Origin of the sequence: Flavobacterium commune, assembly GCF_001857965.1 — a bacterium.
Classification (GTDB): Bacteria; Bacteroidota; Bacteroidia; order Flavobacteriales; family Flavobacteriaceae; genus Flavobacterium; species Flavobacterium commune.
Genome location: NZ_CP017774.1, coordinates 254,855 through 279,291, shown reverse-complemented (window position 1 = coordinate 279,291; position 24,437 = coordinate 254,855). Strand labels below are relative to the sequence as shown.

At 31.8% G+C, this 24,437-nt stretch carries 23 protein-coding genes; 7 read left to right on the top strand and 16 right to left on the bottom strand.

The features are described 5' to 3' along the window. Positions 1 to 6 precede the first annotated feature (6 nt). The 3 genes from BIW12_RS01090 to BIW12_RS01080 form a co-directional block, all read right to left on the bottom strand. Positions 7 to 1,281 carry a chloride channel protein gene (locus BIW12_RS01090; RefSeq protein WP_071183420.1) on the bottom strand — a complete coding sequence of 425 codons (1,275 nt, stop codon included), beginning with the start codon at positions 1,279 to 1,281 and terminating at the stop codon, positions 7 to 9. Positions 1,282 to 1,394: 113 nt separating this feature from the next. Next, positions 1,395 to 1,784 carry an SMU1112c/YaeR family gloxylase I-like metalloprotein gene (gene gloA2 / locus BIW12_RS01085; protein WP_071183419.1) on the bottom strand — a complete coding sequence of 130 codons (390 nt, stop codon included), beginning with the start codon at positions 1,782 to 1,784 and terminating at the stop codon, positions 1,395 to 1,397. 17 nt (positions 1,785 to 1,801) lie between these two features. Beyond that, entirely contained in the window at positions 1,802 to 2,362 is a 561-nt protein-coding gene (locus BIW12_RS01080) for a sugar O-acetyltransferase (RefSeq protein ID WP_071186046.1), read from the bottom strand. 1,298 nt (positions 2,363 to 3,660) lie between these two features. Between BIW12_RS01080 and BIW12_RS01075 the strand changes: the two genes are divergently transcribed. Both BIW12_RS01075 and BIW12_RS01070 read left to right on the top strand, forming a co-directional pair. Further along, positions 3,661 to 4,137 carry a TlpA family protein disulfide reductase gene (locus BIW12_RS01075; protein ID WP_071183418.1) on the top strand — a complete coding sequence of 159 codons (477 nt, stop codon included), beginning with the start codon at positions 3,661 to 3,663 and terminating at the stop codon, positions 4,135 to 4,137. 11 nt (positions 4,138 to 4,148) lie between these two features. Next, positions 4,149 to 4,754 carry a thioredoxin family protein gene (locus tag BIW12_RS01070; protein WP_071183417.1) on the top strand — a complete coding sequence of 202 codons (606 nt, stop codon included), beginning with the start codon at positions 4,149 to 4,151 and terminating at the stop codon, positions 4,752 to 4,754. Positions 4,755 to 4,801: 47 nt separating this feature from the next. On the opposite strand, the gene BIW12_RS01065 is transcribed toward BIW12_RS01070, so the two are convergent. From BIW12_RS01065 to BIW12_RS01045, 5 genes are read right to left on the bottom strand one after another with little or no spacing between them, the layout of a single operon-like run. Then, positions 4,802 to 5,581, bottom strand: coding sequence for a CDP-alcohol phosphatidyltransferase family protein (locus tag BIW12_RS01065; RefSeq protein ID WP_071183416.1), 780 nt, complete (start codon positions 5,579 to 5,581; stop codon positions 4,802 to 4,804). A gap of 60 nt (positions 5,582 to 5,641) precedes the next feature. Beyond that, the gene (locus BIW12_RS01060; RefSeq protein ID WP_071183415.1) at positions 5,642 to 6,664 is read right to left on the bottom strand and encodes a COX15/CtaA family protein; all 1,023 of its coding nucleotides are present in this window, start codon (positions 6,662 to 6,664) and stop codon (positions 5,642 to 5,644) included. A 21-nt stretch (positions 6,665 to 6,685) separates the two neighbouring features. After that, positions 6,686 to 8,107 (bottom strand): CCA tRNA nucleotidyltransferase, encoded by a 1,422-nt coding sequence (locus BIW12_RS01055; RefSeq protein WP_071183414.1) that lies wholly within the window; start codon positions 8,105 to 8,107, stop codon positions 6,686 to 6,688. A 29-nt stretch (positions 8,108 to 8,136) separates the two neighbouring features. Beyond that, entirely contained in the window at positions 8,137 to 8,520 is a 384-nt protein-coding gene (locus BIW12_RS01050; protein WP_071183413.1) for a GxxExxY protein, read from the bottom strand. 39 nt (positions 8,521 to 8,559) lie between these two features. After that, positions 8,560 to 9,129 carry an L-threonylcarbamoyladenylate synthase gene (locus BIW12_RS01045; protein WP_071183412.1) on the bottom strand — a complete coding sequence of 190 codons (570 nt, stop codon included), beginning with the start codon at positions 9,127 to 9,129 and terminating at the stop codon, positions 8,560 to 8,562. An 88-nt stretch (positions 9,130 to 9,217) separates the two neighbouring features. Here BIW12_RS01045 and BIW12_RS01040 point away from each other — a divergent pair, with 88 nt between their 5' ends. Next, positions 9,218 to 10,102, top strand: coding sequence for a lysophospholipid acyltransferase family protein (locus BIW12_RS01040; protein ID WP_317040844.1), 885 nt, complete (start codon positions 9,218 to 9,220; stop codon positions 10,100 to 10,102). A gap of 43 nt (positions 10,103 to 10,145) precedes the next feature. Here BIW12_RS01040 and BIW12_RS01035 read toward each other — a convergent pair whose 3' ends face one another. After that, a complete protein-coding gene (locus BIW12_RS01035) occupies positions 10,146 to 10,871 on the bottom strand; it encodes a hypothetical protein (RefSeq protein WP_071183410.1) in 726 nt (241 codons plus the stop codon). 327 nt (positions 10,872 to 11,198) lie between these two features. On the opposite strand from BIW12_RS01035, the gene BIW12_RS01030 reads away from it, so the two are divergent. Then, entirely contained in the window at positions 11,199 to 12,146 is a 948-nt protein-coding gene (locus BIW12_RS01030) for an NAD-dependent epimerase/dehydratase family protein (protein WP_071183409.1), read from the top strand. A 95-nt stretch (positions 12,147 to 12,241) separates the two neighbouring features. Further along, complete coding sequence (locus tag BIW12_RS01025) at positions 12,242 to 13,003, top strand: Kdo domain containing protein (RefSeq protein WP_071183408.1); 762 nt, start codon at positions 12,242 to 12,244, stop codon at positions 13,001 to 13,003. Between the two features lie 11 nt (positions 13,004 to 13,014). On the opposite strand, the gene BIW12_RS01020 is transcribed toward BIW12_RS01025, so the two are convergent. The 6 genes from BIW12_RS01020 to BIW12_RS00995 all read right to left on the bottom strand — a co-directional run bounded on the left by BIW12_RS01020 (position 13,015) and on the right by BIW12_RS00995 (position 19,946). Next, entirely contained in the window at positions 13,015 to 14,052 is a 1,038-nt protein-coding gene (locus tag BIW12_RS01020) for a CDP-glycerol glycerophosphotransferase family protein (protein WP_083382023.1), read from the bottom strand. Between the two features lie 70 nt (positions 14,053 to 14,122). Next, positions 14,123 to 15,064 (bottom strand): Stealth CR1 domain-containing protein, encoded by a 942-nt coding sequence (locus BIW12_RS01015; RefSeq protein WP_071183407.1) that lies wholly within the window; start codon positions 15,062 to 15,064, stop codon positions 14,123 to 14,125. A 43-nt stretch (positions 15,065 to 15,107) separates the two neighbouring features. After that, entirely contained in the window at positions 15,108 to 15,977 is an 870-nt protein-coding gene (locus BIW12_RS01010) for an ATP-grasp fold amidoligase family protein (RefSeq protein WP_071183406.1), read from the bottom strand. Positions 15,978 to 16,139: 162 nt separating this feature from the next. Continuing rightward, positions 16,140 to 17,135: a Stealth CR1 domain-containing protein gene (locus tag BIW12_RS01005; protein ID WP_071183405.1), complete on the bottom strand. Its 996-nt coding sequence runs from the start codon at positions 17,133 to 17,135 to the stop codon at positions 16,140 to 16,142. 62 nt (positions 17,136 to 17,197) lie between these two features. After that, entirely contained in the window at positions 17,198 to 18,013 is an 816-nt protein-coding gene (locus BIW12_RS01000) for a 2,3,4,5-tetrahydropyridine-2,6-dicarboxylate N-succinyltransferase (RefSeq protein WP_071183404.1), read from the bottom strand. 22 nt (positions 18,014 to 18,035) lie between these two features. Next, positions 18,036 to 19,946: an acyltransferase family protein gene (locus tag BIW12_RS00995; protein ID WP_071183403.1), complete on the bottom strand. Its 1,911-nt coding sequence runs from the start codon at positions 19,944 to 19,946 to the stop codon at positions 18,036 to 18,038. 162 nt (positions 19,947 to 20,108) lie between these two features. Here BIW12_RS00995 and ruvX point away from each other — a divergent pair, with 162 nt between their 5' ends. Both ruvX and BIW12_RS00985 read left to right on the top strand, forming a co-directional pair. Then, positions 20,109 to 20,525 (top strand): Holliday junction resolvase RuvX, encoded by a 417-nt coding sequence (gene ruvX / locus BIW12_RS00990; protein WP_071183402.1) that lies wholly within the window; start codon positions 20,109 to 20,111, stop codon positions 20,523 to 20,525. Positions 20,526 to 20,638: 113 nt separating this feature from the next. Beyond that, positions 20,639 to 22,132 (top strand): malate:quinone oxidoreductase, encoded by a 1,494-nt coding sequence (locus tag BIW12_RS00985; protein ID WP_071183401.1) that lies wholly within the window; start codon positions 20,639 to 20,641, stop codon positions 22,130 to 22,132. A gap of 38 nt (positions 22,133 to 22,170) precedes the next feature. On the opposite strand, the gene BIW12_RS00980 is transcribed toward BIW12_RS00985, so the two are convergent. Then, complete coding sequence (locus tag BIW12_RS00980) at positions 22,171 to 24,402, bottom strand: FUSC family protein (protein ID WP_071183400.1); 2,232 nt, start codon at positions 24,400 to 24,402, stop codon at positions 22,171 to 22,173. Positions 24,403 to 24,437 lie beyond the last annotated feature (35 nt).

Sequence of the window (24,437 nt, the reverse complement as noted above, 5' to 3'; positions counted from 1 at the left end):
TAAAATTTAAATACTGGGAACAAAGGTGTAAACCGTGTTAGGGTAAATCATTTTTGCGGTATATTTAGAAATTAAGCAAGCAGCTAATATTGGAAAAAATAAGGTGTAATTATTTGTTAGTCCACATACAAGGAAGATGGCGGTAAAAGGAGCGTGAATACTCGCACTCAATACAGCCGCCATACCAATTACCATAAAGTTTACAGGGATGATTTGTGTATCGAAAAAAGTATTAAGTACCGAAGCAACTAATATTCCCAGAAATGCTCCAATAAAAAGGCTGGGAGCAAAAACACCTCCATCGCCACCGGAAGCCAGTGTGATTGAAGTGACAATAGGTTTTAGAAGTAAAACGCCTATAAAAGTTAAAGCCAAAGTAAATGTTAAGGGAATTTCGTTATTGGCAGTAGTAATAGTTTTGATGGCATGATAACCTTCGCCATACAATTGAGGAAATATAAAAAGCGAAACGCTTAAAATTACCGATCCAATGATGATTTTGTAATAATGCGTTTCGATTTTTGCAAATTGCGATTTGAAAAACAATACGCATTTGGTAAGATAAACCGAATTGATTCCAGCCAAAATTCCCAATAAAATAAAGTAGGGAATTGCTCTTAAATGCCAGGTGTTTATTGATACAGTAAATAAAGGTTCTTCTTTTAAAAGTGTTAGCAGTCCAAAGGCTATAGATACAGCAATTAGATTTGAGATTACAAAAGCACGGGTTACTTTTCGCGAAATTACTTCCAGAGCAAATAAGATTCCGGCGATAGGGCTGCTGAATAAAGCAGTAATTCCGGCTGCAACTCCGGCGCAAATAAGTTCGGTTTTGTATTGGCGAAAAACATTTTCTTTTTGTTGTGCTACCGATCCTATGGTTGCAGTTGCCACAACGGTAGAAACTTCGATTCCGGTTGAACCACCAAAAATAACGGTTAATAATCCGTTTATGGTATGTGATGGAATTTTATAAGAAGGTAGGTTTTTGGTTTTTGAATTTGTGCTTTCAAAAACTTCTTTAATGCCTTTGTTTTCCTTTTTCTTGAACATATAAAGTCTCAGAAAATAAATAACTGATAAGCCAAAAACCGGAAATAAAATATAGAAAAAAGGGTTGGTGCTGGCTTGATGAAAAAATATCTCTTCGTAGTATTCGGTTATTTTTTTTAAACTAATCCCTAAAAAAGCTGAAAGAAAACCAATTAGGATAGAAACGATTATTAATTTTCGAAGTTTAATGAATTGATGATTTTTTTTGATTTGCGCCGTTTTATTCATCAGAAATTAAATTTGTATAACATATTGTTAAAAAGGACTGCAAATTTAGGTAAAAACAAATGAAATTTAAAAAACAAGCCGTGTTTTGTTATAATAAAATTTAGTTAAAAAAATTAAACTTCATAGAATTCAATTGGTAAGCGGTCAGGATCGGCTATGAAGGTAAATCGCTTTTGAGTGAATTCATCTATGCGAATGGGTTCTACATAAATGTTTTCGGATTCTAGGAAAGCGACTGTTTGATCCAAGTTTTCAACAGCAAAGGCTAAATGGCGTAATCCCTGAGCTTCTGGAGTTGAAGGTCTCGCAGGAGGATTTGGAAAAGAGAATAATTCAATGCAATAATTACCATTCAGTGCTAAATCGAGTTTGTATGATTTTCGTTCTTCACGATATACTTCACGAACAATTTGTAATCCCAGAATTTCAGTGTAAAACTGTTTTGATTTTTCGTAATCAGAACAAATAATGGCGATATGATGAATGTGTTTTAGGAGAATCATTTTTTGGAATGGCTAGATTATTCTTGATTTAGTTTTCGAATTACTTTGGCGGGATTACCAACAGCAAGTGAGTTGTCGGGAATATTTTTTGTAACAACCGAACCGGCTCCAATTACGCATCCTTTGCCAATAGTTATTCCCGGACAGATTACTGAATTACCACCTATCCAACAATCATCACCAATAGTTATCGGCAAGGCATTTTCAAGTGTTTTTCTGAGTTCGGCATCGAGTGGGTGAGTGGCGGTATAAAGTTGTACGCCGGGAGCAAAAAACACATTGGAGCCAATGGTAACTTTTGCGCAATCTAAAACAACACAATTGACGTTGAAATAGACGTTTTCTCCACAAGAAATATTGTAACCGTAATCACAATGAAAAGGAGGTTCGATGTATAAATTAGGACCTGCATTCGGAATTAATTCTTTTAAAATCTCTTTTGCTTTTTTGGTCAATCGGTATTCGGTTACGTTTAGGCGATGCAATAAATTTTTAGCTTTTCTTCGGTCTTTTATCAGAGTGGAATCTCCTGCTAAATAGTACTCGCCATCGATCATTTTTTCTTTTTCGGTTTTCATTTTTTCGAGTGTTTTATTGGGGTGTTTTTTGTTGTCTTTTTTAATGGTTTTTTGAGGCTGTTTTTTGTGTGAAAAACAGCTTGTTTTTTTGAGTTTTTTTATAGTCAAAACCGAGCTAAAAAATAGCTCTCTTTTTATTGTTTTTTTATTGGCTAATTCAAGGAAAACTGATTCGGATTTTTTGGGTTTTGATTTGTGTAAATATAATTTAAAAATGTAAAGCTTGTTGGTTTTTCGATAGAACTATTTTGGATTGAAATAGAATCAGCTGAGTTTGAAGAGGTGTTTTGTTGTGTTGTTTTTGATGGTTTATTTTGTTGAAATCGGGAAGGGGTACAGGTGTTTAATCCTTGTTTTTTTGAAGAAATAATGTTGGTTTTCAGAAGATTTTTTATTTAAAGTTATACTTTATGTAAATGTATTTAATTTTATTTTTATTTCTATTTTTTTTTATAAATTCAAATTTAAATGTTGCTGGATTAGAGTTTAATCCTTGAAAATCGAATACTTAATCTAATAGTTTATGTAATATATTTTAAAACACTGGAATTTAATTTTTTAATTATTTGTTATAGATTATTTCTATGGTTGGTTTTTGACTGTTTTTTTGAGGATTTACAGTTTTTTGTGAGAGTGTTTTGAATAAAAATATTCTTTTTTAGAAAAGGATTTCTAATTCTTGTTTTTTGAATTAACTTTTGTAAAAGTAATTTTAATTTTTGATTTATGCGTGTTTTTAAAAGGCTTTTTTGTATCTGATTTTTGAACTTTTATCTGGACTTTTTATCTGGTGTAAGGAGTGTTTTTTGAATACGATTTTTAGATGGTAAAATGTTTTGGTTTTGATTTAGTTTTTCGAAAAGCAAATTGTCCTGTTGTTTTTGGATTCATCTTTTTAATGGTTATTTTGAAATTTGATTATTTAGTATTGAGGTTTTGTTGAGAAAAAAGAAAGCAATTTATGTTGTGTGAAAGAGTGTTTTTTTATGCTCTTTTTTGATTGTTTTTTAGAGCTGTTTTTGGATGGTTTTTTAAGCGAATTTGTTATCGTTTTTTGTATGAAAGTGACTGAGATATTTGAGGGTTTTTTGAAGAAAAAAAGAGTGCTTTTTAGACTGAAAAAGAGTTGCTTTTTTTAGGTGATTTTTGAATTTTTTAATGTATTGTTTAGGTGATTTTTGGAGTGTTTTTTGGAGTAGTTTTTGATATAATGACTGTAATAATTTTTTGTTAATGCAGTGTAGAAAACAACTTAAAGATTGTAAATTCGTCTGATTGAAAAAAAATAAAAAACACATATGAAATATTTTGCGTTGTTCGCTTTTACAGTTCTTTTCTCTTTACAAATTCAGGCTCAAAAAGTAGTGGTTTACGATAATTATACTGCTTTAGAAAAAGCAGTTTTGAGTGATGTTAATACCACTTATGTAGTGAATTTTTGGGCTACCTGGTGCGCTCCTTGTGTGAAAGAATTACCTCATTTTGAACAGCTAAATTCCGAAAATAAAAAGGTTAAAGTAGTCCTTGTAAGTTTGGATTTTCAGAATCAATACGAAGCTAAATTGCTGCCTTTTTTGAAAAAGAAGGACATAAAATCAGAAGTAGTTTTGCTAACAGATAAGGATTATAACACCTGGCTTCCTGCTGTAGATAAAGATTGGTCAGGCTCAATTCCGGCAACTTTAATAATAAAAAATGGTAAAAAAGTATTTGTAGAAAAGATGTTTGCCAGCTACGATGAATTAAATCAGTATGTAAATTCAACTATCAATTAACAAATTTAACTATGAAAAAAATAGCAGCTCTCTTATTGTTTACCGCTGTCATTATTACGACTGCCTTTACTTCTATTGTACCAATACCTTACAAAATAGGTGATACGGCTACTGATTTTAAATTAAAATCGGTTGACGGCAAAATGTATGCTATGTCCGATTACAAGAGTGCAAAGGGCTTTATAGTAGTTTTTACTTGTAATCATTGCCCTTTTGCTGTAAAGTATGAAGATAGAATCAATGATTTGGCTAAAAAATACAAATCTAAAGGTTATATTTTATTAGCAATAAATCCAAATGATCCTGAAGTACAGCCTGAAGATAGCTATGAATTGATGAAAGTAAGAGCGAAAGAAAAAGGATTTGCTTTTCCTTATTTGCTTGATGAAGGACAAAAGATTTATCCGCAATATGGAGCTACTAAGACACCACATGTGTTTTTGTTAGATAAAAACCGTGTGGTAAAATACATTGGTGCAATAGATGATAATGTGGATAGTGCAAAAGATGTAAAAGAAAAATACCTTGAAAATGCTATTGCAGCTTTAGAAAGTGGAAAAACACCTTCGCCGGAAACAACAAAAGCAATTGGCTGTTCTATTAAGGCAAAAAAATAATTAGTATATATCTATCTTGTTTTAAAAGAGTAAAGGCCATCAGGTTTTTACTCTTTTTCTTTTATATATGTTTTTCTAATTACAATCAAAACAGGGATTAATAAGGAATAAATAATAAAAAACGGAATGATGAATTCAATCCAGTTCAGGGCGAGCATAACGGCGATTAGGAGTAATTGAAATCCTAATCCATAGAGTGAAACCAGGCTCATAAACCAGTTAGGAAAGCTTTTTAATTTAGAAGCACCATGATCCAGTTTGTAGATTATTTTGTCAAAACCACCGTAGGCAACAATGTAAATTTGGAATAAAAAACTAACCCATTTTTGACTTTCTCCCTTGAATGCTTTAGGGGTTTTGTTTTCGAAAATTTTACTGGTTTTGTCTCCGCCAACGGATTTATTTCTTAAAATCACATAATAGTAATTGTATAAAGTGCCTTGTAACTGGATGCAAAAAAAAGCAATTAAAGTGGTTTGAAAAGAACTGTCGGAAACATTGCAAATTGCTGCCAGAAATAAAAAGTTAAGCACAATGTCAAACAAGCTGTCCAAGTATCTTCCGGTATAGGAAGGTGTTTTTTTTATTCTGGCCAATTCTCCGTCAGCAGCATCGATTACCGATTTTAGGATAATAAAAAAGCAAGCCAAATAATAATGATCTTTCAAGATACAGTATATGGCTATAATCCCTGATACTCCAAAAAGCAGTGTAACATGAATAGGTGTAAATGAGGTGTTTTTTAGCGTATTGGCAATCCATTTCCCTGCCGATCTTCCATAATCAGAAAAATCAAGAAATTGGTTTTGTACAGCAAGTTTAGACATTTATAGAAATGAATAAGGAAATGCGACAATATAGTCTATAGTAAATATAGCTAAAAAATACTACTTAGACAATCGATGTAAGCTGAAAGTCATTGCTGTAAGTAAAAAGAAAGCTGTGATTTGATGTGCTAATCCTAACCATAAAGGCACGCTGAACAGTAAAGTGAAAACACCTAAACCAAATTGTATGAATACAATAATTACTAAGCTGTTGATTCCTTTTTGCTGAATTGCCGAAAGACTGTATTTTTTGCTTTTAAAATACAAAGCCAGAATAAGCCCCACCACTACATAAGCCATGGTTCGGTGTACAAACTGAACACCGCTTTTTCCTTCAACAAGATTGAGAAAAACTGTTTCCTGTTCGATAAAAACACTATCATGAATCAATTGTCCGTCACTCATTAAAGGCCAGTGATTGTGAATCAAACCAGCATTTAAACCAGCAACAAAGCCACCGTAGATGATTTGTATCAATAAAAAAACAAGTGTAATACGTGCCAGTTTTCTAAGTGGAATTATAACTTCTGTCTTGCTTGGATATAATAAATCCAAAGCAACCCAAAGTGTGTATGCAAAGGTAATGAAGGCAAAAGTTAAGTGAAGTGAAAGTCTAAAATGACTTACATCCGGATTGTCAATTAATCCGCTTCGAACCATAAACCAACCTAAAAAACCCTGAAAACCTCCCATGGCTAAAAGGATAATACATTTTTTGATGGTTTCGCCTGAAAGTCTTTTTTTGATTAGGAAATATACAAATGGAATAATAAAAACCATTCCGATGATTCGTCCAATAAAACGATGGAACCACTCCCAAAAATAGATAAACTTATAATCATCCAGTTGAAAATCATTATGAATGTTGATTTTTTTGTATTCGGGGAATTTCTTGTATTCTTCAAAAGCCGTATTCCATTTTGCTTCGGTCAATGGCGGAAAGGTGTCTGTTATTAAATGCCAATCGGTCATGGATAAACCGGAATTGGTTAATCTTGTGATTCCGCCCACGGTAACCATTAAAAATAAAAGGAAACATCCTGATAGTAACCAAATGATGACTGATTTGTCTTCTTTTTTCATTTTTAGTGTATTGTTAATCTGTTATTTCGTCACTTTTTTTAATCCTAATTTTTCGGCGCGTTTTAGAACAAATTGATATGCTGCCTCGTATTCGTTCGGAATTTCACCCTCTAAAATAGCTTCTTTTACCGCTTCTTTGAGAACGCCAATTTCTCTGGAAGGTTTTAAATCAAAAATTGCCATAATTTCTTCACCTGAAATAGGCGGTTGAAAATTACGAATGGAGTCTTTTTCTTCGACTTCTACAATTTTTTTACGAACTATTTCAAAATTTTTATGGTATTTTTTGAACTTAGCCGGGTTTTTGGTCGTGATGTCGGCTTCGCAAAGGGTCATTAAATCTTCAACATCTTCACCAGCATCAAAAACCAAACGACGTACAGCTGAATCGGTTACAATGTCCTGTGAAAGTACAATTGGTCGCGAACTCATAATTACCATTTTTTGAACAAATTTCATTTTTTGGTTCAATGGCATGTGCAGGCGTTCAAATAGTTTTTTAACCATTTTGCCACCCAAAAATTCGTGTCCGTGGAAAGTCCAGCCTTGTTTTTTATTAAATTTCTTAGTTGGTGCTTTACCAATGTCGTGCAATAAAGCGGCCCAGCGCAACCAAACGTCATCTGTGTTTGGGCAAATATTATCGACTACTTCAAGGGTGTGATAAAAGTTGTTTTTATGGGTTTGTCCTTCAATTTCTTCTACCTGATTTAAAGCGGTTAATTCGGGTAATAAAATATCTAAAAGTCCTGTTTTGTATAATAAAAGAAATCCAACAGATGGTTTTGGTGTCGAAAGAATCTTATTCAATTCATCAACAATTCGTTCTCCCGAAATGATTTTAATTCGTTCAGCATTGTTAGAGATGGATTGTAGTGAGTTTTCTTCAATTTCAAAGTTCAGTTGTGTAGCAAATCGGATGGCGCGCATCATTCGCAATGGATCATCTGAATAGGTGATGTCGGGATCTAATGGCGTTTTTAGAATTTTATTTTCCATGTCAATCAGACCTCCAAAAGGATCTAGCAAATCACCAAAATTATTTTCGTTTAATGATAATGCCAAGGCATTGATGGTGAAATCACGACGGTTTTGATCATCTTCTAATGTGCCGTTTTCGACAATAGGATTGCGACTGTCGTGGGTATATGATTCTTTTCTGGCTCCCACAAATTCGATTTCGGTATCTTCAAAACGCAGCATAGCTGTGCCATAAGTTTTAAAAACCTGGACTTTTGGTTTCTTTGGCAGTAATTCAGATACTTTTAAGGCTAATTCGATTCCGCTGCCTACGGCAACAATGTCGATGTCTTTTTTAAAATCACGTCCTAAGATTAAATCTCTGACAAAACCTCCAATGACATAGCTGTCAACCTGAAGTTCTTGAGAGGCTTGAGAGATAATTTTAAAAATAGGATTATGTAAGGAGTCTTTGTAGTTCATAATGATTTACCGCAGATTCGCAGATTTTTTTATTTTTTTGTGCGAACAATTCGTTTGTATTCTAAAGAAACAGAATTAAAATTTACTAATAATGCTAGTTCATTATCAGATACTTTTAAATAATTTAAGCATTGATTGTAATGACTATTGTTGAAACAATCTACAGTTTTAATTTCTAAAATAATTGAATTATAAAGTACAAAATCGGCATAAAACTTATGTTTTAAAATTGTGTTTTTGTAGTTAACTGAATATTCTTTTTCTCTTTCGTATGGAATGCTATTTTCATTGAATTCAAATTCCAAAGCATCTTTATATACAATTTCAGAGAAACCTTTTCCTAGATTTTTATGTACTTCAAATAAAATTCCAATGATTTTATAGGTTTCATCTGCGGATAAGTATTCTTCCATATTTTAAAAATTAAAATCTGCGAATCTGCGGTAAATACACTATTTACGTATCACTTTCACCTGACAATCATTCGTTAATTTGATGATTGTAGATGGTTTTCCGGCAATTTTATCGCGGTGCAAATTTACAACATAGTCCACACCTTTTATAATTTCCGGGCTAATATCTTTGAAGGCAATAGGAGTGGGCTGGCCTGAGATATTTGCCGAAGTAGATACCAATGGTTTTTTCATTCGCTCTAATAATTTGTAACAAAAAGGCTCTTTTACTAATCGAACTGCCAAAGTATTATCAGCGGCAATTACATTTTTAGCTACATTTCGGGGTTGGTCCAGGATTAGAGTTGTTGGTTTTTCAGATAAATCAATGATTTGCCAGGCAACTTCAGGAATTTCCTTGAAAACATTGTACAGCATTTTTTCGCCATTCATCAAAACAATCATGCTTTTTGTTTCCTCGCGCTGTTTTAATGCGTATATTTTGGCTACAGCTTCAGGATTGGTAGCATCACAACCAATTCCCCAAACCGTATCGGTAGGATAGAGGATGATACCGCCTTCTTTAATTATTTCGTAGGCTTTGTGGACTTCGGTATTGATATCTTGCATAAGAATTTTAAATAAAAGCAAAGGTATTCAATACAAGTTGTTTTAAGAAATATGTTTTCTGTTTTCGTAGAAAATAAAATTTGTATTTTTGAGCAAAATTTTACCCATGCAATTCCTTGTTTATTTACTAAGCTATCCCTTACTGATATTAATTTCGTTTTTACCGTTTAGATTGCTCTATGTTTTATCAGACATTGTTTTTGTATTTGTATATTATGTTTTTGGATACCGCAAGAAAGTAGTTCAGGCTAACTTATTATTGGCATTTCCTGATTATACTGATCATAGGCGTAAAGAAATTGAGATTAAATTCTACAAACACATGTGCGATATGTTTTTGGAGATGATGAAAACCATGTCGATTTCGCAGCAGGAAATGGAAGAACGTTTTGTTTTTAAAAACTTAGATGTTTATTTAGATTTAGAAAAAAAAGGAAAAAGTATCGCTATGATGATGGCTCATTATGCCAGCTATGAATGGGCGATATTGATGAATACTAAAATTAGTTTTGGAGCATTTGCTATTTATAAGCGATTGAGTAATCCTTATTTTGATAAATTAATACGTAAAATTCGCTCTAATTTTAAAACAAGACTTATTCATACAAGGGAAAGTGTTGGCGTTATTGAGCGAAATGAAATTCAAAAAAATAAAGGACTTTATGGATTTATAAGCGATCAGTCGCCAAGATCCAGAGGTAAGAGGCACTTAGGGCTTTTTATGGGAATTGAAGTACCTGTTTTTACAGGTGCCGAAATGCTTGCCAAAAGATTTGATATGAATGTAATTTATCTTAAAGTGACAAAAGTAAAAAGAGGTTTTTATGAAGCCGAAATTGAGATTCTTGCCGAAGATGTAAAAAACGTTCCCGATTATCAAATTACCGACCTGTTTTTAAAAAAGGTAGAAAATCAAATAATTGAAGCTCCGGAATATTATTTGTGGACTCATAAAAGATGGAAGCATCAATAAGAACATATTTAGGAGTTATTGTGTTTTTGAAAAGGACGTTTTATTAGTTGATTTTCGATTTTATTTCCAATAAATATATTTTAAAATATCCTTTCATCCTGTTCAAAACAGGAATTCTAAAGCCAAGTTCTTTTTTTATTACACCTATACAAGGTACACATTTACCACAAGGTTTATTTTTTTTAGGTTTATGACAAAACCAGCTTAGATCCATGATATCTTCCCAATAGTTTTTCTTGATAATAGTGAGCATTTCTTTTTTTGAATAAGTTATTACTGGAAAAGAAAAATATTTAAAAAGAGTGTCAATATTATTGTAAGTTCTTTTGTTTTTGGAGTTTTTATAGTCAGTTTGAAGATAGTTATCGGTTAAAAAATAAATGAAAGATTTGGGATCAGGGTTTTTATCTAAGCTTATTTCAATGTTGCTCAAATTGTATTTGATACAAAATTGTGCTAACCAGATATATTGACTTCCCATTCGTACCAGGGAATTGATGTATTGTGCACTTTGGGTTATCTCTTTGTTTATAATTATTTCTTTTTTTTCAATAAACCAAGTAGGTAAGATTAGTGAGTAAGCCTCAGGGTATTCTTTCTGGATTTTTATTTTAATTCTCTCAATAGCTTCGAGTTCATTATTTAAAGATTTTCGGTCTTTATCAATAATGTATATGGGTTGAACTGATTTTTTTTCGATTAGAATTATTTGTAAAAGTCTAAAAGTAGAATCCCATCCGCTGGTCCAAAGTAAATTATGAGTAGGCATTTTGTTTGTTTATGAAAACACTATAAAATGTTTCTGTATTTGATTTCACAAAAGTAGCTTATAATTATATAAAAAAGTAAGTTTTGTAGGGTGTTTTTTTTGTTAAAACGGATGCGTTTTGATTTTGTTATTTTCAACTGGAAAGACAATTGTAATTCTTTTTTTATAGAATAAAAAAACTTACTTTTGCGCATTTAGTAATTATCAAATAAAAGTTTCTTACTTTCAAACTAATATTTTATTTTTTCTAAAAAAAATGTCAAAAGATGGGTGGTGAAGTAGTTATTTTTTAACAAAATCTTGCCTCATAAGTAAAATAAAAAATAAATGAAAATACTTGTAACAGGAGCGGCTGGTTTTATAGCTTCACATTTGTGTGAAAGATTAATTGATTTAGGACACGAGGTTTTTGGGATTGATAACTTTAATAATTATTATAATCCGGAACTAAAAGAATTAAACGCAAATAAATTAAGTCTTAAAGGAGTTAAGATTTTTAGAAAAGATTTGAATGATGATCTCGCAGATGTTTTTAAAACACCATACGATTACATTTATCATTTGGCGGCACAACCTGGTATTTCAGCAACTACTCCTATAGAAGATTATATTACCAATAATATCAATGCTACACAAAGATTATTGGAAGCTACTCTAAAATACAATTCCGGTTTAAAATCTTTTATAAATATTGGTACTTCTTCAGTTTATGGTATAGTAGCTACTGTTGATGAAACAGTTTCTCCGGCACCAGTTTCTTATTATGGTGTGACTAAATTAGCTGCTGAGCAATTAGTATTAGGATTACAGCGTTTAGGAAAATTAAATGCTTGTTCTATGCGATTGTATTCAGTTTATGGTCCCAGAGAGCGTCCAGAAAAGCTGTACACTAAATTAATAGATAATTTATGTAATAATAAAGCTTTTCCTCTATTTGAAGGAAGTGAATTTCATGAGAGAAGTTTTACCTATGTAGGAGATATTGTTACAGGTTTAGTGGCAATTATAGGAAGAGAAAATGTTATTGATGGAGAGATCATTAATTTAGGTACTGATGAAGTCAATACAACTCAAGACGGTATTAAAGCTGTCGAAAAAATAATGAATAAAACACTAGTTATTGATAGACAGCCAGCAAGATGTGGCGACCAGCAACGTACTGCGGCTATAATAACAAAAGCCAGAGAAATTTTAGGATACACACCCAAGGTGTCTCTTTTTGAAGGATTAGAAGAACAAGTTAAATGGTATCAGGAAAATTTTGTTGAATACTAATTAAGTTATAAATTGATATTATACTTTAAAAGTTGTTTTTAACGAGTATAAATTAGGCTAGTCACTTAAGTTGATTAGCTGTAAAAAAGAAGTAAATGAATCTAATTATTCATTCTCAATATCAAAAATTCAAAGAAAACTTAGAGGTTTTTATTAAGGATTTTAATTCTAAAGGAATTCTTTTTGGTGATGGTAAAAGAAATAAAATAAAACTTTTTGAATTAGGTGAGAAAACAGTAAATATTAAATCGTTTAAGATTCCTAATTTGATTAATAAAATAGTTTATGCCTATTTTAGAAAATCAAAAGCGAGACGTTCTTATGATTTTGCTAATTTGTTGATAGAAAAAGGAATTGGGACTCCAGCTCCCATTGCTTATTTTGAAAATTCAAATTGGTTAGGATTAAAAGATAGTTATTATTTAAGCGAACATTTAGTAACAGAGCTTACTTATAGGGAATTAATTAAAAATTCGAATTATCCTGACTACGATACTATTCTTAGACAATTTACAAAGTTTACTTTTGATTTACATCAAAAAGGTATAGAGTTTTTAGATCATTCTCCAGGGAACACTTTGATTAAAAAAGTAGGAGATGATAAATATGACTTTTTTTTGGTTGACTTAAACAGAATGAATTTTCATCATCAAATGACCTTTGAACAGCGCATAAATAATTTTAGCCGTTTGACTCCTCAGGAAAAGATGGTTAGAATTATGAGTAATGAGTATTCAAAATTCTACACTGAACAATCAGAAGCTGAAATATTTAAAAAAATGTGGATGGCTACGAGTCAATTTCAAGAAAAATTTGCTCGAAAAAAAAGATTGAAAAAGAAATTAAAATTTTGGTAATCAATACTGATTTACCAAAATTTATAATAATTCAATAATTTTCTAACTTTATATTTTCTGATTAAATTCCAAGGTTTTGATTTTAAGTGAGATTTGTTTTTGTTGAGAAAAGCAATTGAGGCATCAATTATACGTGCGCTAGATTTTCCATCAAAATAAGGATGCGTGTATTCTATATAATCTCGAATGGCTTTCATTACATAATCAGGTTTTGTTAGTGCCAGATTTATTGCTTTTTCAATTTCATTAACCTCTGTGACATCAATTAGGTGTTCGAATGGTTTTTTAGTCCTAAAGGTGACAACAGGTTTTTCTTGTAATAAAAATTCAACAATAGCAGATGTTGTGTCAGAAAACATTATATCAGCTTTTATAAACAGAGGTGTCAAATCAGTAGTATCAAAATAATTGAAATTTTCATTTTCTAATTTTTTGAATTTTGATTTTACGTCCTCTTCTAGTTTAGGATGTAAAACACATAAAAATTGATATTTTCCGGTATTAGATAATCTTTTTATTTCTTCATAGACTAATTCATTTTTGGCTAGGCTCAATCTTGTTGTGAAAGTAGAAGAAATTAAAATTACAGGTTTTGGAGTTATTGTTTTTTGAACAATTGGGAACAGTGGGTCAACTTTTGACCATCCTGTTTCAATTATTTCAAAATAACCGTGTTTTTTTGCAAGTTGTTGGAAAATTTCAGTTGTAGAAGGACCTTGGGTAGTATATAAATCAAAAAAACCTCGAATTTTGAAATGAGCATTCATTTCCTGACGTTTATTTGATAAAAAGCCATGAAAAATTTGAACCTTAATTCCTGGGAAAAAATACGCCACATTGTCTGTAGCGGTTAAAACTATATCAGGATTGTATTCCATAACCTCTTTTACGGTATGGAGAATTTTTTCATTTTCAGAAAAATATTGTTTTGTATTCTCCAGATCAGAAAACCAATATATATTATAACCACGTCGTTCAATTTCTTCTTGTAGTGGTTTACCAATCGGAATACTGTAAGGATAGGAAATGTAGATAAGAAATTTATACATGGTTTTTTTTATGTGTGAATTTAGAAAATAGTTAGTTTTTATAGAGATAGTCGGTAATTTTACAGCTATATTATTTTGTTCGATTTTCTAACCAAGAAAGTAAATAGTTTAATACTGGTTCTGGGCAAATATCTAAACTTTGTAAGCCTAAAAAAAGTTTTTCTTTGGATTGAATGTTTAATTTGAATTTGTACCAAAATAAAGGTTTTTTAAAAGATCTAAAATACATTAATTGTAAGTCTTCTTTCAAAACGCAAGTTTTGTTTTTAATTTCAATATGATTAGCTAAGCCTTGTGGTGTAAATTGATTATTATTTCTGAATTTATGTCTTATGTTTTCTAAAAAAACAGCTTGGTTGTTATTGAAATAATGCTCAAAAGTTGATTTTCTCAGCGGATGAGGTGTATGCTTAAAGTTATAGTAGTTTTTAAAACCAATGAGTTGTGCTGCTTTTTGTTGTGCATTTTTATGCCCTATTCGCTCTTTTTTAAATTTTTTATAAAATAAATCAGAATCAAATTTTAGCCATTTTCCACGTAAAACAGGAAATCCATCTTTAAAAAAATCTTCAGGATTTGTTTGATTTATTAAAAAGAAGTCGTCATTAAAATAAATAAAATGTTCCGCTAAATCGGGTATTCTAAAAATACAGCTTTCAATAGGTCTGCAATTAAAAACAGGTAAATGTTCTTCGTAACCGGCAAAAATCACACTATGATCAATGATTTTTACTTTAGAGTAAGTGTCGTTTTTGTTTTTTAAAAAGTCTGGTGTTTGTTCGTCAGTAATGATGTAGATATGTCGAATATAAGATGCAAATTTTAATATCGAATCAATGGTAAATTGAATTTCATTTACTTGGTCAAAACGAGTCCTGAATTTTTTGTTCTTTATTTCTTTCTTATCGGTTAAATAAGGTAGTATTTTTTCTTTATGCCTTTCATCTCCACCATCAACCCATAAAATTACGGCGTCTATTGGTTGTTGGTCTTTGCTATTGTTGTTTTTCATATGTTTTTTGAGTCAAAAGGTATTTTTGTTACAGCTAAAGTTGTTAATTGAAATCGGTGATGTTTTTTTCTCCTTTTTTGAGTTTTGGAAGCTTAAAATAATCACCTATTATTTTATTGTATTGGTCGGGATAAAAATCTTTTCTTCCGTCTGCAGGATAAAACGTCATTTCGCCAAAAATAGTTTTTCCTTCAATAGAGTAGAAGTCCACACGGACAAATGGAATTTTATCAGCCAAGATTTCGGCAAGTTTTACCATTTCGTTAAAATTCTCCGGCATTTCAACTTCAGGAGCAGCACTCTTATCAGAGGATATTCGTTGGAAAGGCAAAGCTTTTAAATTCAAATCATAGAAGCCTTTTTGGTGATTTTCTGCACGATCAAGATGTATGTTGACAAATTTAGCAACGCCATCAAAGCAATAAAATTTATAATCGGTTAATGATATTTTTTTATCTTCTTTTAAAAATTTTTCGATTATTAATCGGGGTTTTACATCTTTATACGCCCATTCCTGACCAATGCGGTAATACTGATTTTTTCCTAGCCATTTTTTAAATAATTTATTGGCTTTAGAGAAGTCTAATTCTTCTTTGTTGAGGACAATTAAATTGTGACTGCTTGTGTGTGTGGCTTTCACAACAAATTGTTGTGGTAAATTAGCATAGGGAATGTCATTTGGGGTATTAAAAACACCATAAATTTCATTAAGATACTTTTTGCCTATTTTGTTTTCGACATACTCTCTTACTTCGTATTTATCTACCAGTTGATTTAATATTTTTGGATGATAATATACTTTATACCATTGGATTTTTTCATTAAATTCAAGTGGTTTTTCTAAATTTAGTTTCTTTCTAGTGTGGTATTCATAGTATATTTTAGCATAAAATTTAGGTGGTAAAAAACGCATTTTCCGCAAAAATTTTAGTCCTATCCTGTGTATGTTTTGTATCATTTTAAAGTATATAAGTTTATTTAGATATTACATTTTAATTACAGTTGTAGTGTTTTTTATTACAATATTTTGCTACACCAGATTAAATCTTTTTTTGTAATATACATGATGGTTTTGTTAATACAGTTTTTTATTTAACCAATTGATAATATATGTTTGCGTTTTGGTATTAGCCATCTCTAAACTTTGAAAAGTCATAAAAGCTTTTACTTTATTGATATCAAAAAGATATAATTTCAGTTTAACTAAATAGTAGTTTTTATAAGATCTGAAATAGGTTAATTTGGTTTGTTTTTGATAGACATAGCTATTATTTTTTATTTCTAAGTGATTAGCAAGTGTCTCAGTAATAAATTGATTATTGTTGTCTCTAAACTTATATGAAATATTGTGTTTTAGTATTTCATTTTTATCTTCAAAAAAATTAATTAAGATAGATTTTCGCATAGGAACAGGGGTGTGAAATCTTTTTAGAAACTTCTTTTTTCCATCGTTAGCCAGTTTAGCTCCTAACTGCATAGATTTTCTAAGGGTTCCTTTTTCCCACCTTTCTTTGTCTTTTTTAGAACTAAAGTATCTGTAATATAAGGCCTTTAATTTAGAGTTTTCGTAATAAGTTTCCCATCTACCTCTCAGGACAGGAAGTCCATTTATGAAGAAATCTTCAGGGTAGACTTTTCTCATTATGAAAAAATCATCATTAAAGAGTACATAATGTTCAGAAAGATTGGGTATTCTATGTATAAGACTTATGATAGAAGTAGAGTTGAAACTTGGTAGAAATTCTTCATAGTCTTTAAATAGTATTTTGTGGTCAACTATTTCTATGTTAATACCAGATGATTTACCTAATGCTTTTAAGGATTCAAAAGCATTAGGTACTTGTTCATCTGTAACTAGGTATATGTTTTTAAAAAAAGGAGCGTATTTAATAATAGATTTAATAGAAAAATTTATTTCGCCTATAGAATTAAACCGCGTCATTTCTTTTTTGTTGTCGAAATGAATTTTAACAGCTGCGTATTGATTTATTTTATTTTGCCAATTTGTATCATTACCATTAACCCAAGGAATTACTGCGTCAATATTAATATTTGATATACTTTCTTCCATATTTTATCAAAGACATTCTTTGTTTTAGTTGTTGGATGATTACTAAAAAGCAAAAAAAAGAATTATACCGCTACATCATATTCTCTTAACGCATTGTTTAGAGATGTTTTTAAATCAGTAGATGGTTTACGAGTACCAATGATTAAAGCACATGGAACTTGGTATTCCCCGGCAGCGAATTTTTTAGTATAACTTCCAGGAATTACAACTGAACGGGCAGGAACAAAACCTTTCATTTCAACTGGCTCATCCCCTGTGATATCGATAATTTTTGTTGAAGCAGTCAAACATACGTTAGCACCAAGAACGGCTTCTTTACCTACGTGAACTCCTTCTACAACAATACAACGAGAACCAATAAAAGCACCGTCTTCAATAATTACCGGAGCAGCTTGTAATGGTTCTAAAACACCACCAATACCAACACCACCACTCAAGTGAACGTCTTTACCAATTTGAGCGCAACTACCCACAGTTGCCCAAGTATCCACCATAGTTCCGGCATCAACATAAGCACCAATATTTACATAACTAGGCATCATGATTACTCCACTTGAAATAAATGAACCATAACGTGCAGAAGCACCTGGAACTACACGAACTCCTTTTTCGGCATAGTCTTTTTTCAATTCCATTTTGTCATGGTATTCGAAAATTCCGGCTTCCCAGGTTTCCATTTTTTGAATAGGGAAGTACATTACTACGGCTTTCTTAACCCATTCGTTTACTTGCCATCCATCACCTTTTGGTTCAGCAACACGCAATTTTCCTGAATCTAGTAATTCGATTACTTCTCTAATTGCATTAGTTGTAGTTTCTTCTTGCAATAAAGCTCTGTTTTCCCAAGCTTGTTCTATAATTGTTTGTAGATTGCTCATTGTATTAATATTGATTTTAATTTTATTTTTTTAAAGGATTACCGTAAGTTTTTAAATAGCTTTCGCCCAGTAATTGAGCACCACTTGTATTGAGATGGTCGGAATTTCTATAGACGATTGTATTGTTTAATTTGATTTTACATTTTCCATCTTTACACATTACTTTGTTCAAATCAATTATAACTATTGAAGGGAATTGTTGTTTTATTTTATCAATAATATAATGCTTTGGTCTTTTATATGCTGTTATGGAAAAATCTTTTTCGGCAAAATAAACGCTTCTTTTTGCTTTTACTAACTTAGCTCGGTGCAAATTTAAGTCAGTCATTTTTCTTAACGGGTCAAAAATAAATATTTTTTTTCCACTTTTTACTAATTCTCCTAAAGTCTTTAATGTGGCAAGATAGGTTTTTATGTTTTTAGGATGAGAAATTCCTTCCCAGTTAGCAGCAATAAAGATGTTTTTGAATTTTTTAGCATAATTCAAACGTTCAATAGCATATTTTTTAGGATAGGATTTTAAGCCGCCATTATTGTCAATATTATTCATAAGCGGATAGCCGCCGGCAGCACTGTCGTGGATGTATAAACCGGCGTCTTTGGCTAACACATCCAGAAAAGCTGCGGTGTGGTTAGCAAAAGAATCCCCAATGAGCATTCCGTCTAAAGTGTCTTTTTTAACACCAATAAAGCAATCTTCACAATTTCCTACTTTAAATTTATCAAAACACTGACCTCTTAATTTATTGGGATAGTTTTTTTTAGGGACAAATTCGGCTAATTCAGGTTCTCTTTCCGGAAAACCATCTTTAGCATCTAAAATCCCATAAATTAAAGCAACAACAACTAATGAAGGAACAAAAATAACTAATACCGTTTTTTTGAAATCAAATTTTAGAGTGGTTCTAAATGGTTGTTCAATAAATTTCCATGTAAGATATGAAAGAAGGAAAGTGACGATTAAAGCAGTAATTCTAATAGTTCCCTGAAGCTGGATTCCGGAGTATTTTATTAATACAAAAATGGGCCAATGCCATAAATACAATGAATAAGAAATTAAACCGATTCCAATCATTATTTTGTTTTCAATCAGTTTGTTTACAATTCCTTTGTTTGAGTTTGTTTTGCCTGTAAATAAAAGAAATGCTGTTCCTAGACAAGGCCAAAAAGCATTTAATCCGGGGAATAAACTACTGTTCGTTAATACAAATGCAGGTATAAGTATTAATAAAAGTCCAATAACGGAAAGGATATTGTTTTTAAGCTGACTTAAGTTAGGCAGTTTTTCCCAATACAGAGCAAGACAAGATCCTATAAGGAGTTCGAATAATCTGGCAGGCAATAGAAAATAAGCCATTCTTGGATTGCTGTAGCTTTGGTATATCGAGAATATAAGTCCAACTATGCAAAGTATAAAAATGATAAAAAAACGTTTTTGAGCATTTATTCTTTTGTGGAAAAAAAGTAATAAAGGAGGGAGTAGAAAATAAAATTGTTCCTCGACTGAAAGCGACCAAGTGTGTAAAAAAGGAATCAAGTCAGAACTTTCGGCAAAATAATCACCGGAATTAAAATACAGATGAAAGTTGTTAGAGCAAAGAAAAGTGTATAATAGGGTTCTGGAATAGGCTTCTAAATTGTTAGAAAACAAAATGAAATAAGCCGGAATAGTAATTATCAGCATGATAAAAACTAAAACAGGAATTATTCGTCTGATGCGACGCAAATAGAAATTTTTAAATGAAAAAGTGTTTTTTTGTATCTCTTTCTCAATTATTGAAGTAATTAAAAAGCCCGAAATAACAAAGAAAACATCAACACCAATAAAGCCTCCCGGGAATAGAGAAAATCCTGCATGGAAAATAATTACGAGTAATATAGCAATAGCTCTTAGACCATCAATATCGGGTCTGTAAGTGTTTTTTAGACTCATTAAAGTTAGTTTAAGGTTTTAATAGTTAAGTTTTTTTAATTAAGAAATTTCGGCAAATATATGTTTTTAAAATAGATGTTAATAGTGAAACTTTTCTTGTGCTTCTTTTTTAGACTTAATTAATTTGGTAATTTTATTCCATACCTTTGTTGAAAAAATAAAATGCCCAGAATTCTCGCCATAGACTACGGTCAAAAACGTACCGGAATTGCTGTTACCGATGAGATGCAAATTATAGCTTCGGGATTAACCACAATTCCCTCTTCCACAGCAATCGCTTTTTTGAAAGACTATTTTGCTAAAGAAAAAGTAGAATTGGTATTGATTGGCGAACCCAAACAAATGAATGGACAACCTTCGGAGAGTGCTTCTATTATAAAAGGATTTGTGACGCATTTTACCAATCATTTCCCGGATATGAAAATGCTGAGGGTTGACGAGCGATTTACTTCAAAAATGGCTTTTCAAACCATGATTGATAGTGGTTTGAAGAAAAAACAACGTCAGAATAAAGCCTTGATCGATGAGATTTCGGCAACAATTATGCTGCAAGACTACCTTTCGCGCAAAATGTTTTGATAATTCTTTGTTAAAGCGATTAAACTTAGTGATAAATGTAACTATTTACACTTTAAATAGTGTTTTTATTGTGATAATAATAAAGTAACTTTGCGCTTTCTAAAAAAATAGTTATGTCTGATACAACCATACGTTCAAATTCTGATGTAGTCCTTATTGGTGCTGGGATTATGAGTGCTACTTTAGGAGTAATTTTAAAAGAATTACAGCCTGATATTACAATTCAAATTTTTGAAAGATTAGATAATGCAGCGGCAGAGAGTTCTGATGCTTGGAATAATGCAGGTACAGGACATTCGGCTTTTTGTGAATTGAATTATACACCACAAAAAGAAGATGGGAGTATTGATCCTAAAAAAGCCATTAGTATTGCGGAATCTTTTGAGGTTTCACGTCAGTTTTGGGCTTATTTAGTAGAACAAAACAAAGTTGCATCGCCAGAGCAATTTATCAAAAGTATTCCACACATGAGTTTTGTTTGGGGGGATAAAAATGTAGATTTCTTAAAAAAGAGATTCGAAGTTTTACAAGCAAATCCTTTGTTTCAGGAAATGGCTTTCAGTACTGATTACAATCAGATAAAAGACTGGATGCCTTTGGTAATGGAAGACAGAAAAGTGGATGACAAAATTGCAGCAACTACTATGGAAATAGGAACTGATGTTAATTTTGGTGAATTGACCCGAAATATGTTTGCTTATTTGTCAGGATTAGAAGGGGTTAGCATTCATTTTGGACATGAAGTTAGAAAAATCAAAAAAAGAGAGAGTGGTAAGTGGCGTTTGAAAATAACTGATTTGGCAACCGGTGAGCGCAAAAGAGTATATACTAATTTTGTTTTTATTGGAGCAGGAGGAGGTTCGCTTCCGTTGTTGAATAAAGCAAATGTTCCCGAAGGCGATGGTTATGGCGGTTTTCCGGTAAGCGGACAATGGTTAAAATGTACCAATCCTGAGGTAATTGCAAAACATGAGGCTAAAGTATATGGTAAAGCCAGTGTAGGTGCACCACCTATGTCGGTACCACATATTGATTCCCGAATGATTAATGGTAAAAAAGAACTTCTTTTTGGACCTTTTGCCGGTTTTTCTACACGTTTCCTAAAAAATGGTAAATATTCTGATTTGCCTTTGTCTTTAAAACCAAGCAATGTAATGCCAATGCTTATTGCAGGTTATAAAAATATTCCGTTAACAAAATATCTTATTGAGCAGGTGCGTCAATCCCCACAGGACAGAATTAAAGCTTTACGTGAATATGTGCCAAGTGCCAGAAGTAAAGACTGGAAATTAGAACGTGCCGGACAAAGAGTACAGGTGATTAAGAAACACGAAAAAGAAGGTGGAGTACTTGAATTTGGTACCGAAATGATTACTACTGCCGATGGATCTTTATCTGTTTTACTGGGGGCTTCTCCCGGAGCTTCCACTGCTGTTTCAATTATGGTTGAATTAGTAGCAAAATGTTTTAAAGATAAAATTGATACTCCTGAATGGCAGGAAAAATTAAAACTGATGATTCCTTCTTACGGACAAAAATTAAATGAAAATCCGGAATTATTAAAAGAAGTGAGATCAAATACTGCTAAGGTTTTAAAAATAAAATAGCACTGTATTTATTTTAATTTATAAACAAGAAACCCAACTTATTGTTGGGTTTCTTGTTTTGTAGCCATTAACAACTGAGTTGTTTTTACAATGTTTTCAGACAAACTGGTCATCCATATTAATTGTTCAATGACCAATTGTGCTTCCTGCATTTTAATTTGATAAGCTTCTTCGTCAATCAGTTTGATTTGTTTTAATTCTTTGGCCCGAATGTTTTTCAATTCGGTTAATCTTTGATTAAAATCTTCATTTGAAGCAGCAGCAATTGCATCATAATTTGATTTACTTAGTAAGTTGATAGAATACTCCAGATTTTCAATTACTTTATCCACTACAACATTAAATGCTTTAGAGGCTTCGGTGGTTTTGTGCGACTGAATATAAGTTCCCAACGAAGCAATAGATGACAATAAGGAATGGTTTAGTACGGTGAGTTTGTATACCTGAGGCAATTTACTTTGTTTGGATTTTGGTTCTTGCAACATTCGCTGGAAAGAAGCCATTAAATTTCCAATTTCTATAAAAGCCTGTTTTCTGGCTAATCGGTATTCGGTAGGAACTTCTCCTTTTTCATTGTACAAAATAGAAATTTGTTTCAAATAATTTCGGTTGGCTTCTATAGCATCCTGAATGTAAACAGGAAGGCTTAAAAATTCCCAGGAAGGCCATAGAAAATAATTGGCAAGGAGGCATAAAGCAGCACCAACAATGGTATCCAGAATACGGTATTCGATAACATTGCCATTGTCAGGAGATAAAACACCATAAATCAGAACAACATAAATGGTAATAAAAGTTGCGCCAATTTTGTAATTACTGGGATTGAATGAAAAACCTAAGAGCATCGCAATAATAGCAATTGTACTGATAATATAAGAATCGTGAATGATGTATAAAATTCCAAAAGCGATAAAGCCGCCTGCTACAGTTCCGAAAATGCGGTGATAAGTACGTTCGTTTGTGAGTCCAAACCCCTGTTTCATAATAACTACTATGGTTAGGATAATCCAATAGACATTTTCTAAAGGAAGTACTTTACCAATCATGTAGCCTAATAGAATAGTAATGGTTATTCTGAGCGAATGTCTGAAAACGGTTGAGGAAAAGCTGAAATTTTCTACAAAAGTACTCAGCGGATAATACTGTGGCTTAATGAATTTTTCAATGTCCTTGTCCCTTCCTTTTAAATCTTTGGCGTTTATATTAGCGGTAAAAGCTCGTTCTAAAGTGATGATTTTTTCCACTTGTTTTTCGGCATAATGCAGCATAGTAATCAGCATTAAAACCTCTTCTGATGAAGAATCGGTTTTTAAATCTTTTTTGTAATCGCTAATGGTGTCTTCAAATAAATGTAAGTCTTCCATGAGATTATGTTCCGATTCGTAAGCTTTACTCTCCTGAATACTTTTAGATAGCAGTTTTAGGCTTTTACCTAAATTATAAGCAAGGTTTTGATAGGTTTCCAGAGCTCTTGGATAACCATCAAATTTTTGATGCAGTTTGTTGTGGTCAAATGAAGTGGAAATGGCAAGTTCGAGTATTTCAACTAAAGAGATAAAACTCAACAGTAATTTTCGGTTTTGACCTGAAGAACCTGATTTGGTTCGGCTGCTAATTAAAACTTCCCGGATATTTTCGTGTAAAACATTCAGTTCTACCTGTAAATGCAATTGTTTCTTGGTGATGGCTTTTCTATTCGAATTTAATTCCCAAAGATCGCCGCGCAATTTCAGGTATTTTGCCGTAAGTCGGATGCATTCTGCCATTTGTAATTCGACATAGCGATTGGGTTTTATATGAAAAAAAATAACAGAAATAAGGGTGTAAAATAAACCTCCGGCAAATAAAAGTCCTGAATAGTGGAGGATTTCCCAACCCGTATTCAAATGTGCAAAAGCCAGTGACAGGGATAATAAAGCCGAGAAAGATACCATCGTGGCACGTTGTCCGTACACTAAAATCATTGAAACATTAAAAATCAATAAAATTAGAACAGGGTAAAAAAGCCAGGGATAAGGATAGCAAAGATTGATAATCAAATTAACTCCGGCAATGATAAGCGAAGTAACCAGTAATCCGTTGATTTTATGTTTTAAATTACTGGGAATATCACTGGGAAAAGTAAAGAATGCTCCCAAAGCAATCGTGAAACCAATATGGAAATAACCTAAATATGAAAAAAATAGAACAGGCGAAACGGCGGCGATGGTTATTTTTAAAGCATTACTGAAATCAGTACCGGAAATAAACTTCTGAATTTTAGAAATCATAAATTAGGGATTATTTACAAAGGTATGAATTGTGC

Coding starts and splice junctions, on each gene's coding strand:
- BIW12_RS01090 (WP_071183420.1), bottom strand. CDS start 1,281: ATGAATAAAACGGCGCAAATCAAAAAAAATCATCAATTCATTAAACTT.
- gloA2 (WP_071183419.1), bottom strand. CDS start 1,784: ATGATTCTCCTAAAACACATTCATCATATCGCCATTATTTGTTCTGAT.
- BIW12_RS01080 (WP_071186046.1), bottom strand. CDS start 2,362: ATGAAAACCGAAAAAGAAAAAATGATCGATGGCGAGTACTATTTAGCA.
- BIW12_RS01075 (WP_071183418.1), top strand. CDS start 3,661: ATGAAATATTTTGCGTTGTTCGCTTTTACAGTTCTTTTCTCTTTACAA.
- BIW12_RS01070 (WP_071183417.1), top strand. CDS start 4,149: ATGAAAAAAATAGCAGCTCTCTTATTGTTTACCGCTGTCATTATTACG.
- BIW12_RS01065 (WP_071183416.1), bottom strand. CDS start 5,581: ATGTCTAAACTTGCTGTACAAAACCAATTTCTTGATTTTTCTGATTAT.
- BIW12_RS01060 (WP_071183415.1), bottom strand. CDS start 6,664: ATGAAAAAAGAAGACAAATCAGTCATCATTTGGTTACTATCAGGATGT.
- BIW12_RS01055 (WP_071183414.1), bottom strand. CDS start 8,107: ATGAACTACAAAGACTCCTTACATAATCCTATTTTTAAAATTATCTCT.
- BIW12_RS01050 (WP_071183413.1), bottom strand. CDS start 8,520: ATGGAAGAATACTTATCCGCAGATGAAACCTATAAAATCATTGGAATT.
- BIW12_RS01045 (WP_071183412.1), bottom strand. CDS start 9,129: ATGCAAGATATCAATACCGAAGTCCACAAAGCCTACGAAATAATTAAA.
- BIW12_RS01035 (WP_071183410.1), bottom strand. CDS start 10,871: ATGCCTACTCATAATTTACTTTGGACCAGCGGATGGGATTCTACTTTT.
- BIW12_RS01030 (WP_071183409.1), top strand. CDS start 11,199: ATGAAAATACTTGTAACAGGAGCGGCTGGTTTTATAGCTTCACATTTG.
- BIW12_RS01025 (WP_071183408.1), top strand. CDS start 12,242: ATGAATCTAATTATTCATTCTCAATATCAAAAATTCAAAGAAAACTTA.
- BIW12_RS01020 (WP_083382023.1), bottom strand. CDS start 14,052: ATGTATAAATTTCTTATCTACATTTCCTATCCTTACAGTATTCCGATT.
- BIW12_RS01015 (WP_071183407.1), bottom strand. CDS start 15,064: ATGAAAAACAACAATAGCAAAGACCAACAACCAATAGACGCCGTAATT.
- BIW12_RS01010 (WP_071183406.1), bottom strand. CDS start 15,977: ATGCGTTTTTTACCACCTAAATTTTATGCTAAAATATACTATGAATAC.
- BIW12_RS01005 (WP_071183405.1), bottom strand. CDS start 17,135: ATGGAAGAAAGTATATCAAATATTAATATTGACGCAGTAATTCCTTGG.
- BIW12_RS01000 (WP_071183404.1), bottom strand. CDS start 18,013: ATGAGCAATCTACAAACAATTATAGAACAAGCTTGGGAAAACAGAGCT.
- BIW12_RS00995 (WP_071183403.1), bottom strand. CDS start 19,946: ATGAGTCTAAAAAACACTTACAGACCCGATATTGATGGTCTAAGAGCT.
- ruvX (WP_071183402.1), top strand. CDS start 20,109: ATGCCCAGAATTCTCGCCATAGACTACGGTCAAAAACGTACCGGAATT.
- BIW12_RS00985 (WP_071183401.1), top strand. CDS start 20,639: ATGTCTGATACAACCATACGTTCAAATTCTGATGTAGTCCTTATTGGT.
- BIW12_RS00980 (WP_071183400.1), bottom strand. CDS start 24,402: ATGATTTCTAAAATTCAGAAGTTTATTTCCGGTACTGATTTCAGTAAT.